This is a genomic window from Alsobacter sp. P4_H11 (assembly GCF_056400925.1).
This window is the reverse complement of the sequence record NZ_JBFUKI010000004.1, coordinates 150,968-165,001: the sequence shown is the minus strand read 5'-3', so window position 1 is coordinate 165,001 and position 14,034 is coordinate 150,968. Positions and strand designations below refer to the sequence as shown.

Annotated in this window: 9 protein-coding genes; all 9 read left to right on the top strand. The window is 70.8% G+C overall.

Going from position 1 to position 14,034, the window contains the following annotated elements; all coding sequences use genetic code 11:
• Positions 1-17: 17 nt before the first annotated feature.
• On the top strand, positions 18-1,910 hold the full coding sequence (locus AC1DSZ_RS08545) for an autotransporter assembly complex protein TamA (RefSeq protein WP_476837953.1): 1,893 nt from the start codon (positions 18-20) through the stop codon (positions 1,908-1,910).
• Positions 1,910-6,196, top strand: coding sequence for a translocation/assembly module TamB domain-containing protein (locus AC1DSZ_RS08540; protein ID WP_476837952.1), 4,287 nt, complete (start codon positions 1,910-1,912; stop codon positions 6,194-6,196). The genes AC1DSZ_RS08545 and AC1DSZ_RS08540 overlap by 1 nt, the downstream gene beginning before the upstream one ends.
• Positions 6,197-6,257: 61 nt before the next feature.
• A complete protein-coding gene (locus AC1DSZ_RS08535; protein ID WP_476837951.1) occupies positions 6,258-6,479 on the top strand; it encodes an antitoxin MazE-like protein in 222 nt (73 codons plus the stop codon).
• Positions 6,479-6,808 (top strand): type II toxin-antitoxin system PemK/MazF family toxin, encoded by a 330-nt coding sequence (locus AC1DSZ_RS08530; RefSeq protein WP_476837950.1) that lies wholly within the window; start codon positions 6,479-6,481, stop codon positions 6,806-6,808. Before AC1DSZ_RS08535 ends, AC1DSZ_RS08530 begins: the two co-directional genes overlap by 1 nt.
• Before the next feature lie 123 nt (positions 6,809-6,931).
• Positions 6,932-8,377: an NAD-dependent succinate-semialdehyde dehydrogenase gene (locus tag AC1DSZ_RS08525; protein WP_476837949.1), complete on the top strand. Its 1,446-nt coding sequence runs from the start codon at positions 6,932-6,934 to the stop codon at positions 8,375-8,377.
• 191 nt (positions 8,378-8,568) lie between these two features.
• Positions 8,569-10,116, top strand: a complete 1,548-nt coding sequence (locus AC1DSZ_RS08520; protein ID WP_476837948.1) for an acetolactate synthase large subunit — start codon at positions 8,569-8,571, stop codon at positions 10,114-10,116.
• 153 nt (positions 10,117-10,269) lie between these two features.
• Positions 10,270-10,872 (top strand): hypothetical protein, encoded by a 603-nt coding sequence (locus AC1DSZ_RS08515; protein ID WP_476837947.1) that lies wholly within the window; start codon positions 10,270-10,272, stop codon positions 10,870-10,872.
• A gap of 123 nt (positions 10,873-10,995) precedes the next feature.
• Entirely contained in the window at positions 10,996-11,973 is a 978-nt protein-coding gene (locus AC1DSZ_RS08510; protein ID WP_476837946.1) for a DUF2865 domain-containing protein, read from the top strand.
• Between the two features lie 115 nt (positions 11,974-12,088).
• Positions 12,089-13,753 (top strand): DUF2865 domain-containing protein, encoded by a 1,665-nt coding sequence (locus AC1DSZ_RS08505; RefSeq protein WP_476837945.1) that lies wholly within the window; start codon positions 12,089-12,091, stop codon positions 13,751-13,753.
• The last annotated feature ends 281 nt before the right edge of the window (positions 13,754-14,034 follow it).

The window sequence follows — 14,034 nt, the reverse complement described above, 5'->3', positions numbered from 1 at the left end:
TTCCGGGCCGACAGGCGTTGGCCCTGGACATCCTGGGCGCGCTTGGATTTGGTGAAAAGCCGCCGGAACCCTCGGCCACGGCCTTCCCGTACGAGCTGAAGATCGACCGGCAGGATGCGCCGCGCGAGGTCGAGACCGCCATCGAGGACGCGTCCTCGCTGCAGAAGTTGCGCAACCAGGCGCCGGGCGCGCCGGACCAGCTGGTGCGCATCGCCGAAAGCGACCTGCCCAAGATCGTCGACGCCTTGTGGGGCATCGGTTTCTATGACGCCGCCGTTACCATCGAGGTCGCGGGCGTGCCCCTGGCGCTGGGCGCGAGCCGCACCGATGCGGCCGTGCGGGCCGTGGAGGCCTATCGGGCGCGGGCGAAAGTGCCGGTCCGCATCGTCGTCGACGCCGGCCCTCAGTACAAATTCCGAAACGTCATCGTGCTGGACGACGCCACCGGCCAGCCTTTCTCGCGCCAGGAGTTGCCCGAGCGCGCCATCAAGGCCCAGCCGGGCGAGCCGGCCCGATCGGCCGAGGTGGTGGCCGCCGAGGCCGGCATCGTCGACAATTTCCGCGAGAAGGGCCACCCCTTCGCCAAGATCACGTCGCGCTCGCCCGTCGTGATCCACCCCGAGCGGGCGATGGATATCACCCTGCGGGTGCGTCCGGGCCCCGTCGCGCAGCTCGGCGCCATCACGGTGTCGGGCGCCCCGGGCGTTGATCCCGCGGTGGTGCGCTCATTCATCTACGCCGAGCCGGGCGATCCCTATTCGCCCACCGCGCTCGCGGGCATCCGCAAGTCCGTCGGCCGCATTGAGGCGCTGGGCGGCGTGCGCATCCGCGAGGGCGAGGCGCTGGACCGCAATGGCGGGTTGCCGATCTTCGTGGAGCTCTCCGAGCGCAAGCGCCATGCGCTGGGCGTCTCGGCCTCCTATTCCACCGTGGACGGCCCGGAAGTTCGCACCTACTGGACCGACCGCAACATGTTCGGCGGCGGCGAGGTGCTGCGCCTCGAGGCGTCGAGCTTCTACACCGGCCGGGCGATCGGCGAACCTGCCTACAGGCGCGACGAGAAGCGCCTCGTCAGCTCCGACATCGGCGGCCGCTTCGGCTTCACCTTCCTGAAGCCCGGCCTCTGGGGCACGCGCAACGATTTCCTCGCCTCCGCGCAGGCCGCCCGCGAAAAGGGCTACGCCTACACGGTGCGCCGCGCCGGCGGCGAGATCGACCTGCGCCACCGCTTCTCCGACACCAGCGCCTTCCAGGTCGGCCTGCGCGCCGAGCGCGGCCAGAGCAGCGACGCGCTGGGCCAGATCGACTACACGCTGGTCGGCGTGCCGGTGTCCTACACCTACGACTCCACCGACAAGCCGCTGGACCCCAGCCGCGGCGTCCGGTTCTCGGCCGCGGTGACGCCCTACCCGGCCTTCCTGGGCTCCACCGTCGGGATGACGATCGCCAAGGCCAACGCCTCGGCCTATTACGCGCTGGACGAGGACGCCCGCTACATCCTGGCCGCCCGCGTCGGCCTCGGCTCGATCATCGGCGGCGACCTGGAGGACATTCCCTCCAACTACCGGTTCTACGCCGGCGGCGGCGGCTCCGTGCGCGGCTATCGCTACCAGAGCCTGAGCCCGCGCATCGGCCGGATCCCGATCGGCGGCCAGAGTCTCGTGGACGGCTCCATCGAGGCGCGCATCAAGATCACCGACACGATCGGCGTCGTGCCCTTCGTGGACGCCGGGCAGGCCTATGCGGAGCGCTATCCGCGCTTCAACGAGCCCATCCGCGTCGCGGCCGGCTTGGGCCTGCGCTACTACACGTCGCTCGGGCCCATCCGCCTCGACGTGGCCGCGCCCGTGAACCCGCGCAAGGGCGACAAGCCCGTGTCCATCTACATCAGCATCGGGCAGTCCTTCTGATGAGAAAGCTCAGCGCCGGCCTTCTCGCCTGCCTGGCCGCCTCTGCGGTCGGCTACGCCACGCTCGGCGAGCGCCCCGCCTGGGCGCAGGAGAGCGACCAGGGCTCGCTCGCCAAGCTCTTCTCCTGGGCGCTGTCGACGCCCGAGAACCGCGTCCGCATCGGCGCCGTCGAGGGCGCGCTTTCGTCCGACGCGGTGATCCGCGACGTGCAGATCTCGGACAAGAACGGCGTCTGGATCACGCTCGACCGCGCCCGCATCGCGTGGAGCCGCACCGCCCTGCTCGCCCGCCGCCTCGACATCAGCGCGCTGGAGATCGACAAGATCACCATCGCGCGTAAGCCGACGCCCGACGAGGCCGACGCCGCGAAGGCCGCCGAGGCGCCGGCGCTTCCAGCCCTGCCCGTGAAGCTGATCGTCAAGAATTTCAGCATGAAGGAGCTGGCGCTCGGCGAGCCCGTGCTGGGCCAGGCCGCCCGCATCGCCGTGCAGGGCAACACCGTGCTGGGCAACCCCTCCGAGGGGCTCGACCTCAACCTGCAGGCCACCCGCACCGACGCGCAGGGCCGCTTCGCGGTGCGGCTCAACTACGTGCCGCAGACCGCGCGGCTCGCCGTGAACCTTGACTTCACCGAGCCGCAGGGCGGCCTTGTCGCCAGCGTGGCCAATCTCCCCGGCCAGCCGCCGATCGACCTCAAGGTGCAGGGCGACGGCCCGCTCGACAATTTCGCCGCCAGCCTGAACTTCGTGTCGGGCCCCGAGCTCGGCGCGCAGGGCCGCGCCACCGTGACCCGCGAAGGCGCGAGCCGCCGCCTCGCCCTGGCGCTGGGCGCGCGCATCTCGGCCCTGCTGCCGCCCGTGGTCGCACCCATTTTCGCCGGCTCGACCGACCTCAACGGCGACGTGCTGGTGGGCGACGACGGCGGCCTCAATGTCCGCAATGTCGAGATCGCGGCCCGCGCCGCCCGTCTTACGGTGGGCGGCACCATCGACGCCCAGCAGCAGATGGACATGCGCCTCGCCATCCGGGCGGTGCCGACCGATGGCGCGCGCACCCGCGCGGGCGACGCCGAGATCGGCCGCCTCACGCTGGACGCCACCGCCAAGGGCGCAGCCACGTCGCCCAACGTGCAGGCCACCCTGGACGGACGCGAGATCTCGGTTCCCTGGGGCAAGGTCGCGTCCGTGACGGGCGCGCTCGCCATCAATCCCGCCGCCGAGGGCGCGGCCGACACGCGCTCCGCCGTGTCGTTCGACGCCCATGCGCGCGGCGTCGCCCCGGTAGACGCCGGCGAGGCGCGCGCCATCGGCGACCGCCTCGACATCGTGGCGCGCGGCAAGGTGGACGCCAGCTTCAACGCCGACCTGGCCGAAGCCCGGCTGGCCACGCCAACGCTCGAAACCAACTGGACGGGCGTTGTCGGCCGCCGCACCGTCACCGGAACCGCCAACGCGCGCGTGCCCCGGATCGCGGCGTTCTCGGGCCTCGTCGGGCGCGAACTCGGCGGCTCGGCTGAGCTGGAGGCCAAGGTCACGGGCGATCCCGGCCGCTACCGCATCGACGCCGCCCTGGACGGGCGGCTGAACGACGCCCGCGTCGGCGTCGAGCAACTCGACCGGGCGCTGGCCGGGCAGGTCTCCATCAAGGGCCTGGCGCGGCGCCTGCCGGGCGGCCTCGGCTTTGCGGACCTGCGCATCGACGGTCCCAACATCCAGACACGCATCGACGGCGACGCCACCACGGAGGCCGCCAACCTGGTGGCGCGGCTCACCCTGCCGGAGCTGAAGCGCGTCGACGACCGCATCACCGGGCGCGCCGAGGCGCAGGCCAACCTCACCGGCTCGCTGGAGCGGCCGGACGTCACCGCCAACCTCACCGTCACGGACGCGCGCGCGCTCGGCAAGCCGATCCCGCGCCTCGCCGTTGACCTGACGGCCACCAACGTCACGGGCGACCTCGACGCGCGCCTGAAGCTCGACGGCGAAGTGGACCGCAAGCCCGCGCGGGGCGGATTCCACCTCATTCGCCAGGGCGCGAACAGCCGCCTCGAAGAGCTCGACGTGACCATCGGCTCCGTGCGCCTCGCCGGCGGCCTCACCATCGACGAGCGCACGCTGCTGGCCGGCAAGGTCGCGCTCACGGCCGGCGACCTGAACGACCTTTCGGCGCTGGCCCTCGTGCCGCTCGCAGGACGGCTCGACGCGGCCGTGGATCTCTCGGCGCCGGACGGCAAGCAGAACGCCGCCATCACGGCGACCGGAGACCGCATCACGGCGGCGGGCCAGAGCCTGCGGCGCCTCGAAGCGCGCCTCACCGCCGCCGACATCTACGCGGCCCCGGTGGTGGACGGGAACGCCTCGGCCGAGGACGCCGTGCTGGGCGGCGTGCGGTTCAAGACGCTCCGGCTCACCAGCCGCGGCACGCAGCAGGCGAGCGCCTTCACGCTCGCGGCCATTGGCGACATGGACGTGAACGCCGAAGGCCGCCTCTTGCCCGGCCCGCCCATCCGCGTCGATCTCTCGACCCTGAGCCTCACGCGCAACAAGCAGCGCCTCGCCCTTGCGGGCGCGACCTCGATCACGATCGAGAACGGCGACGTGGTGATCCCGGGGCTGGCCATCACGGCGGGAACGGGCCGCCTGCGCGTTGCCGGGCGCGCGGGCAATCGCCTTGCGCTCACGGCCGACGCCACGAACGTGCCGCTCTCGATCGCCGATCTGATCTCTCCCGGCCTTGGCCTCGCCGGCACGCTGGACGCCCACGCCGAACTGGGCGGAACCGCCGCCGCGCCTACCGGCCCCTATCGCCTCAGCGTTTCGCGCGCCGCAACGGCCGCGAGCCGGAACGCCGGCGTGCCCCCGATCGACGTGAGGGCGGATGGCCGGCTCGACGGGCAGCGTGCGACCGTCAACGCCACCGTTTCGGCCGGGCCCGGCGCGAGCGTGCGGGTCGGCGGCTCGGCCCCCCTCAACGCCGCCGGCGCGCTCGACCTGACGATCCGCGGCCCCCTCGACGCCTCGCTGGCCAACGGACTGCTCGCGGCCGGCGGCCAGCGCGTCACCGGCCGCCTCAATCTCGACCTGCGCGTCCAGGGCCGGACGTCCGCGCCGCAGATCGGCGGAACCGCATCGCTCACAGGCGGCAGCTTCAACGATCCCATCGCGGGCATTCGCCTCCAGTCCATCGAAGGCCGTTTCGCCGCCCGCGGCGAGGACATCGCGATCGAGCGGTTCACGGCCGCCACCCGCAACGGCGGCACGCTCTCGGCCTCGGGACGCGTCCGTGTCGATCCTGCGGCCGGCTTCCCGGCCGACATCCGCATCACCGGCAACCGGGCCGAGCTCGTCTCCAACGACACCGTTTCGGCCACCGCGAACCTTTCGCTCGCGCTGAGCGGCGCGCTGGCGCAGACGCCCCGCATCGCCGGCCGCGTCGACGTGATCTCGATGGACGTGTCCATCCCCGAGCGCCTGTCCGGCGTCGCGGAGCCGTTGCCCAACACGAAGCACATCGCGCCCGGCCCGGCCGCCCGCGCCCGCCTTGCGGCGGCGCGCCGCGCCGGGGCCAAGCGCGCCGGCCCGCCCTTCGTGGCGGCGTTCGACCTCACGCTCACGGCCCAGAACCGCATCTTCGTGCGCGGCCGCGGGCTGGAAGCCGAGCTCGGCGGCGACCTGCGCCTCACCGGCACCAGCCGTGCGCCCAACGCCATCGGGGCCTTCAACCTGCGCAACGGCCGCATCGATCTCGCCGGCCAGCGCATCGACCTCGTCCGCGGCCGCCTGACTTTCGCGGGCGACCTCACGCCGGAGCTCGACTTCCTGGCGCAGACGCAGGCCGCCGACATCACGGCCCAGATCGCCATCACGGGCGTCGCCAACGAGCCGACATTCGCGATCACGTCGACGCCCGGCCTGCCGCAGGACGAGATCCTGTCGCGCATCCTGTTCGGCCGGGCGGCCGGAGGCCTCACGGGCGTGCAGGCGCTGCAGCTCGCCCAGACCATCGCGCAGCTCTCGGGCGGCGGCGGTCCGGACCTGCTCGGCGGCCTGCGCAAGGCGCTGGGGGCCGACAGCCTCGATGTTAGCGCCGGCTCGGGCGGTGGCCTCGGCGTCGGCGTCAGCCGATACGTCAACCGCCGCGTCCGCATCGGCGTGCGCGCCGGCGTCAACCCGGCCGACACCGGCGTGGGCGTCGACATTGACGTCACCAAGAACATCAAGCTCCGCGGCCAGGTCGGCGCAAACGGCGGCGCCTCCGCAGGCGCGGCGTATGAGATCGAGTATTAGGGGCGAACTTGCGCGAGTGGCCGATGCGCTTACATTACATGTAACGCATCGGAGCCGTCGGATGAGCACCACCCCGCAGCGAGACGCAAACCGCGATCGGGTCAAAAGTTTCCGAGATCGGCAGAAGGCCGAAGGACTTCGGCTTGTGCAGTTTTGGGTCCCGGACGTCCGAACGCCGGAGTTCAAGGCCGAAGCGCGCCGACAGGCCGCCGCCGTGGCGGCCAGCCCTCACGCGCAGGACGACCAGGACTTCGTCGACGCGATCTCAGAGTTCAAGAGTTGATGCTGCGTGGCGATTTGTGGACCATGTCCGGCGGCCCAGACTACGCCGGCAAGCCCCGCCCCGTGCTGATCGTGCGGGACGACGACTTCGCCAATTCGGCGTCCCTGACGGTGTGCCCACTCACCTCTGACCTGACCGGAGCGCCGTTCATTCGCGTCGCGGTCGAGCCCGAACCCGCCAACGGGCTCCGCGCCCCCTCGCACGTCATGGTCGACAAGATCACCACCGTCCCGCTCACAAAGATGGGCGCCCGGATCGGCGCTCTGGGCTCCCGCGAGATGGCGGCCGTGAACCGGGGCATTCTTGTCTATCTCGGCCTGGTGCGCTGAGCCAAGGCAGGCCGCAGAATGTGCGGCCGAATGCGCTTCTGGCGCCACCTTTTCGCAGACGCCACAATCCGGGCCGCACTACCGTAAGCCCGACACACACACCCATCGTCCGGAGACCAGCCCATGTCCAAGCTCCTGCCCTTCCAGCGCGAAAAGAACCTGATCGGCGGCGAGTGGATCGACGCTGACTCGGCGGGGACCATCGAGGTCACCAACCCGGCCACCGGCGAGGTGATCGGCACGGTCCCGAACTGCGGCGCGGCCGAAACCAAGCGCGCCATCGCGGCGGCCCAGAAGGCGTTCGAGGGCTGGCGCGCCACCACGGCGGCCGAGCGCGCTGACAAATTGCGCAAGCTCGCGGCCGCGCTGGAGAAGAACAAGGAGGAGCTCGCCGTGCTCCTCACCACCGAGCAGGGCAAGTCGCTGGCCGAAGCGCGCGGCGAGGTCGGCATCAGCGCCGCCTATGTGCTGTGGTTCGCCGAGGAGGCGCGTCGTGTCTATGGAGACACGATCCCGTCGCCCTGGGCCAACCGGCGGATCCTGGTCACCAAGGAGCCGGTCGGCGTCGTGGCGGCGATCACGCCGTGGAACTTCCCGTCCTCCATGCTCTCGCGCAAGCTCGGCGCCGCGCTGGCCGCCGGCTGCACGGTGGTGACCAAGCCCGCCACGCAGACGCCCTATTCGGCCATCGCGTGGGGCCTCCTCGCCGAGGAAGCCGGCATTCCGCCGGGCGTGATCAACATCCTCACCGGCTCGGCCACCCAGATCGGCGGCGAGATGACGTCGAACCCGCTGGTCAAGAAGGTGACGTTCACGGGCTCCACCGAGATCGGCAAGCTCCTGATGAAGCAGGCCTCCGGCACCATGAAGCGCGTTTCCATGGAGCTCGGCGGCAATGCGCCGTTCCTGATCTTCGACGACGCCGACCTCGACGCCGCCGTGGAGGGCGCGATCGGCTCGAAATACCGCAACTCCGGCCAGACCTGCGTGTGCGCCAACCGCTTCTATGTGCAGGCCGGCGTCTATGACGCCTTCGCGGAAAAGTTCGCCAAGGCGGTGCGCGACCTGAAGGTCGGCAATGGCCTCGAGCCCGGCGTCACCCAGGGCCCGCTGATCGATGAGAAAGCCGTCGAGAAGGTGGAGGAGCACATCGCCGACGTGCTCGCCAAGGGCGGCCGCGTGGTGACGGGCGGCAAGCGGCATGCGCTGGGCCACTCCTTCTTCGAGCCCACCATCGTGGCCGACGTCACGCCCGGCATGAAGGTCGCCAAGGAAGAGACCTTTGGCCCCCTCGCGCCGCTGTTCCGCTTCGACACGGAAGAGCAGGCCGTCGCGATGGCCAACGACACGGAGTTCGGCCTCGCCGCCTACGCGTATACGCGCGACCTCGGCCGGGCCTTTCGGGTGATGGAGGGTCTGCAGTATGGGCAGGTCGGCATCAACGCCGGCGTGATCACCACCGAGGTCGCGCCCTTCGGCGGCGTCAAGGAGTCGGGGCTGGGCCGCGAGGGCTCCAAGTATGGCCTCGATGACTACCTGAACATCAAATACGGCTGCATCGGGCTGTAAGGCTCACCACCCGATCCCGTCATGGCCGGGCTTGTCCCGGCCATCCACGCCGGCGCCCAGCGCGTGGGTCCCCGGGTCAAGCCCGGGGATGACGGTGGAGAGCGCCAGCCTAAGGCCCACAACGGCTTCCACCAACGCCCGCTCCGGGCCATGGTCGTGATCGAAACTGAACCCAACCCCAAGAGATCCTCATGAATGGCGCCGACCGGCTGTGCGACGTGCTGCTCGCCAATGACATCGACGTGTGCTTCGCCAATCCGGGCACGTCCGAGATGCATTTCGTGGCGGCGCTGGACCGCAAGCCCAAAATGCGCTGCGTGCTGGGCCTCTTTGAAGGCGTCGTGACCGGCGCGGCGGACGGCTATGGCCGCATGGCCGACAAGCCCGCCGCCACGCTGCTGCATCTCGGCCCCGGCCTCGCCAACGGCCTCGCCAACCTGCACAACGCCCGGCGCGCCCGCACGCCGATGCTGAACGTGGTCGGCGACCACGCGACCTACCATCTCCAGCACGACGCGCCGCTCACCAGCGACATCGCCAGCCTGGCGAAGCCCATGTGCCACTGGTACGCGGAGACCAGGACCCCCGAGGACATCGCCCCCACCACCGCGCAGGCCTATGTGGCCGCCATGACGCTGCCGGGCGTGGCCGTCATGACCCTGCCGGGCGACGCCGCCTGGGGCGATCTCGCTCCCGCCCCCGTGGAGCGCACGCCGCTGCCGGCCCTCCCGCATGTCAGCGCCGACGCCATCCGGGACGCTGTGGCGGCGCTTCGCTCGGGCAAGCGCGTCGCCATGCTGATGACCGGCAAGGCGCTGCGCACCGAGGGGCTGACGATCGCGGGCCGCATCGCCGCCAAGACCGGCCTGCGCCTGCTCACCCCGCAGAGCATCAACCGCATCGAGCACGGCGTCGGCCGCGTGTCTGTCGACAAGGTGCCCTATCCGGTGGACCAGGGCGTCGAGCACCTCGCCGACATCGACGTGCTGCTGATGCTGGGCACGCAGGTTCCGGTCGCGTTCTTCGCCTATCCGGGCAAGCCCGGCCGCCTCATCCGCGACGACTGCGAGGTGCAGACGCTGGCAAGGCCCGGCGACGATCTCGTCCACGCGCTCTCGTGGATCGCCGACGAGGTCGGCGCCAAGGAGCAGCCGCGCCTCGTCCAGCCGGGCGGCCTCGCGGACGCCCTGCCGCCGGGCGCGCTCACGGCCGACTCGGTCGGCTACGCGGTGGCGAAGCTGCTGCCCGAAGGCGCCATCGTGTGCGACGAGGCGGTGAGCTCCGGCCGCAAGTTCTTCAAGATCTCGGAAAATTCCGCCCCGCACACCTATCTGCAGCTCACCGGCGGCGCGATCGGGGTCGGCATCCCGATGGCGACCGGCGCGGCGGTGGCCTGCCCGGACCGCAAGGTCGTCGGCCTGCAGGCGGACGGCAGCGGCATGTACACCGTGCAGGGCCTCTGGACGCAGGCGCGCGAGAACCTGGACGTCGTCACCGTGGTGTTCGCCAACCGCTCCTACGCGATCCTGCATGGGGAGATGCGCAATGTCGGCGTCAACCAGTTCGGCCGCAACGCCGCCCGCATGCTGAACCTGGACGAGCCGTTCCTCGATTGGGTGACGATGGCCAAGGGCATGGGCGTCGAGGGTGGCCGGGCGGAGACCATGGAAGAGTTCGAGAAGCTCTTCCGCGCCGCGCTGGGGCGCAAGGGCCCGTTCCTGATCGAAGCCGTGATCTGAGCGCCGAATCGCCAAAGCTCAAATGGGGCTGGAATCTTCGTCAACCTCGCGGATCGCGGTTGTCGGAACGGGTGGGCCGTAGCTCGCGTTGTGTTTCTGAAGCTCGGCCACGCAGGCGCTTGCCTGCACGGCTGGCCGAGCCAAGGAGGACACATGACCGTCTCGACCTTGAAGCATAGCCTCTCGCTCAAGAGCCTGCTGGTGGCCGGCGCCCTCGTGGGCGGCGCCTTCGCGGGCCTCACGAGCTCGGCCTCGGCCGCTCCGATCCCGGTCGCGGCCGCGACGGGCGTCGCCGCCAGCGATCTCACGCAGGATGTCGCCTACAAGAAGCGCCATCACGTCACCCGTCACGTGACCCACCGCCGCTACGCGCATCGCCGCTACTATCGCGGCCATGACCGTGCCGGCGCCCGGGCCGCCATCGGCGCCTTCGGGCTGATCGCGGGCGCGATCGCCACCAACGCGGCGCGTGATCGCTACTATGACGACTACGGCTATGGCGGCTACGGCTATGGCGGCTATCCGGCCTATGGCTATGGATACGGCAACCGCTACCGCTCGAGCTACCGCTATGGTTCGGCCTACCCGGCCTACGGCTATCGCCACAACGGGGCCTGGGCTGGACGCCAGCCCTGGGGCGGCGGCGGACGGCATTGGGACGGCGGCGGGCGCCACTACAATGGCGGGGCGGCTGTCCGCGGCTATGGCGGCGGCGCGGCCCACTTCGGCGACCACGGCCAGTTCGTGCGCGATTAAGGATCTCCCGCCGGCCGCCCTTCAGGGGTCGTAAACCCTGCGGGGCGGTCGTGCGGATTTCGCTGTCGACGACCACGCAGCTCCGGAACTTCGTCATTCAACGGCCGTTTTTGAGCCATGATGATGGTCCCTCCCCGCCGTAACGCTTGCCGCCGGATCGCTCTGGCGGCTTTCGCCTGTCTCGGCGTTGCCGGCGGCGCGTTCGCGCAGTCGTGCGAGGCGCTCAAGGCTGAGTTCCGCACCTTGGGCGGCGGGTCGGCCTCCCTCGCGCGGCAGGAATACGGACAGCTCGTCGGCGTCTACCAGCAGCTCAATTGTGGCGGAGGCGGCTTCCTGTTCTTCGGCCCGCCGGCGGCATGCCGGGGCATCGGCGCACGCCTGCGCTCGCTGCAGGGCGTGATCGCCGCCGGCGGCGGCGAGGATGTGCGCGCCCGCAAGGCTCAGTTGCGAGCCGAAATCGCCCAGGCCTGCGGCGATGGCGAGCATGCGTCGGCCAGCCGCGGGTTCTCGCCGCGCGGCGGCAAGCGCCTCGTCTGCGTCCGGGCTTGCGACGGCTTCTATTTCCCGCTGGCCAACCGCCCCGAGGACGGCGACAGCGAGAGCCTGTGCCAGGCGCTGTGCCCGGGCTCCGAAACCACCGTGTTCCGCATGCCGGAGGGCGGCGCCATCCAGGAGGCCGTGTCGAGCCGCGGACAGGCCTACATGGACCTGCCCAACGCGCTGAAATACCGGACTTCGGTCGACAAGAGCTGCGCCTGCAAGGGCGAGGGCCAGAGCTGGACGGAGGCTCTGGCGCGCGCCGAAACAATGATCGCCCGGCGCGGCTCCGACATCGTGGTGGACGCCAAGATCGCGGCGAAGCTCTCGCAGGCGGTCAACGGCAAGGCGGTGGCGGCAAACCGCAAGCCGGTGCGCGAAGAGCCGGTCGAGAATGACATCGTGGTTCGCCCCGCTTCCACGGCGGCCGCCACGCCCGTATCCGTTCCGAACGAGGCGGCCGCCACGCCGCTCGTGTCGCGGGTTCGCGTCATCGGGCTCAACCCCGCGGCCGCGCAGGTCGGGGCTGCCGAACTCCAGACCGGAGCAGTCACGAGCCCCTGAGCCGGTATTCACGCCGGCAATACTCAATTAACCACGAAACCATCTACGTCGTTTTTGATATTTGGTAACCACGTTGGTTAGCCATGCCGGAAGTTCGGCGTGGCAGCTTTTCGTCATGATGACGAAAACCTTTCCGGCCCTGACGGTGTTGCTCGGCGTGCTCGTCTCCTCCTCGGCGCTCGCCCAGGGCTGTGAGGACCAGCGACGCTGGCCGTGGAGCGATCACACGGCGATCACGGCGGCGCTGCGCAGCGAATACATGCAGTTGCACGCGTCCTACCAGGCCATGAGCTGTACAGGCCGGCCCAGCGTGCTGACCGGGGCCGAGCGCTATTGCGGGGCCATGGCCGACCGTCTCGTCGCCATCCATCACGAGCTCGAGCGCAACCACTGGCTCGGCAAGCGCGTCACCGCCTGCGGACCGGAGGGGACCCGTCCGCCGCTGGCGCTGGAGCCGGTCGAGGAGGAAGCTCCAGTGAAAGCGGAAGCGCCCGCCAAGCCCAGCAAGGGCCGTGTCGCCAAGGCCGCCAGGAACACCGAGCAGCCGCTAACGACCGCCGCCCAGGCGGACGCCGCACCATCGGCCAACACGACGGCGCCGACGGGCTCGCCAAAGCAGCCCATGGCGCGTCGCAACCAAGCTGAAGCAGACCCAACCACGACCCCAGACATCACGAAGCCCGCAGCGCCGAGCCCGCGCCCCTCGCCCGTGGCGCGCGCTGCAAGCGCCACTTCCCAGCCCGCTCAAGCGCGGCACCCCCCCTCTCAGCCACAGAACCAGGCGCGGGTGCAGCCCCAGGATCAACCTCCGGCGCAACCCAACGCGTCCCGGCCCAAGCGGCCCCAACCCGCCCCTTTGGCCGCGGCGCCGTCAGACGCGCCGCAGATGGTCGCGGCCGATCCGGTCCTGATCCTGCCGCAACCGACGCCGCGCCCGCCGACAGCGCGCCCGATGCTTGCCACGCGGAGCGAGGCGCCCGCGACCCAGGCAACGCCGCCGAAATCCGAAGCGCAGGCCAGGCCGCGCGAGCCCGCCGCCACGTCCCCCAATCCGGACGCCACGTTGGCCCTGGTGGCGCAGTTTGCCGCCGAGCCGGAGGCCACCGCCGCGATTAGCGCAGGTTACTTCGCCACCGTGTCAGGCGCGGGCCTTTACACGGCGGCCGAGCCGCCGATCGAGCCGGCCGGTTCGCCCACCCGCAAGCGCTTCATGGCGAAGGGCGGCCGCTTCGCCTGCGTGCGCTCCTGCGACGGCTTCTACTTTCCGCTGAACCAGTCCGTGCGCGGCGGCGACGCGCAGGACATGTGCACGTCGCTCTGCCCCGGGGCCCGCACGGAGGTCTACAGGGTCCCGCAAGGCGGACGCATGGCCGACGCCGTGTCGATGAAGGGCCAGCGCTACGCGGACTTGCGCTCCGCCTTCCTGTATCGCCGCAAGGTGAATGCCGGCTGCGGCTGCAAGGTGCAGGGACAATCCTGGGAGGCGCTGCTGCGGCCGGCCGAGCGCGTGCTGGCCTCGCCGCACCGCGATCCGATCCTGGACGAAGCCACGGCCGACCGGCTGTCGCGCGCGCAACAGCGGGCGAAGCTGCGGGCCGAGGCCGCCCAGGAAGCCGCGTCGCGCGAGCCGGCCGCCCAGCAGGCCGCCGGCGGCGCGCCCCCGATCGCTCCACAGCGCCAGCCGAGCCGCCCGACGCCGGCCGCGCAGCGGCTGGAGGAACCGCGGCAGGAAAACGAGCCGGCCGAGACGGGCTCAATCCGGCTGCACCGGCGGCGCTGAAAGCCTATGCGTCAAAGAGAAAGGCCGCCCCTCGCGGGACGGCCTTTCCATTGTCGAGACCGCGGTCCCTAGCAGGACCCGGAACGCCTCGTCAGGCGCAATTCTCCGCGGCGGCGGAGATCCAGGTCGAGACCAACAGGCGCGGCTGATGACAATGAGACACTGGATCACCTCCTTTCAATTGTTTCGGTAAGCGATTATGTGGGGCATCGACCGGCTTTCGCAAGAGTGAAAGCTCCTGGTCCATTCTGTCGCAGGGGAGCGGCCGCCAGCCCTGGCCG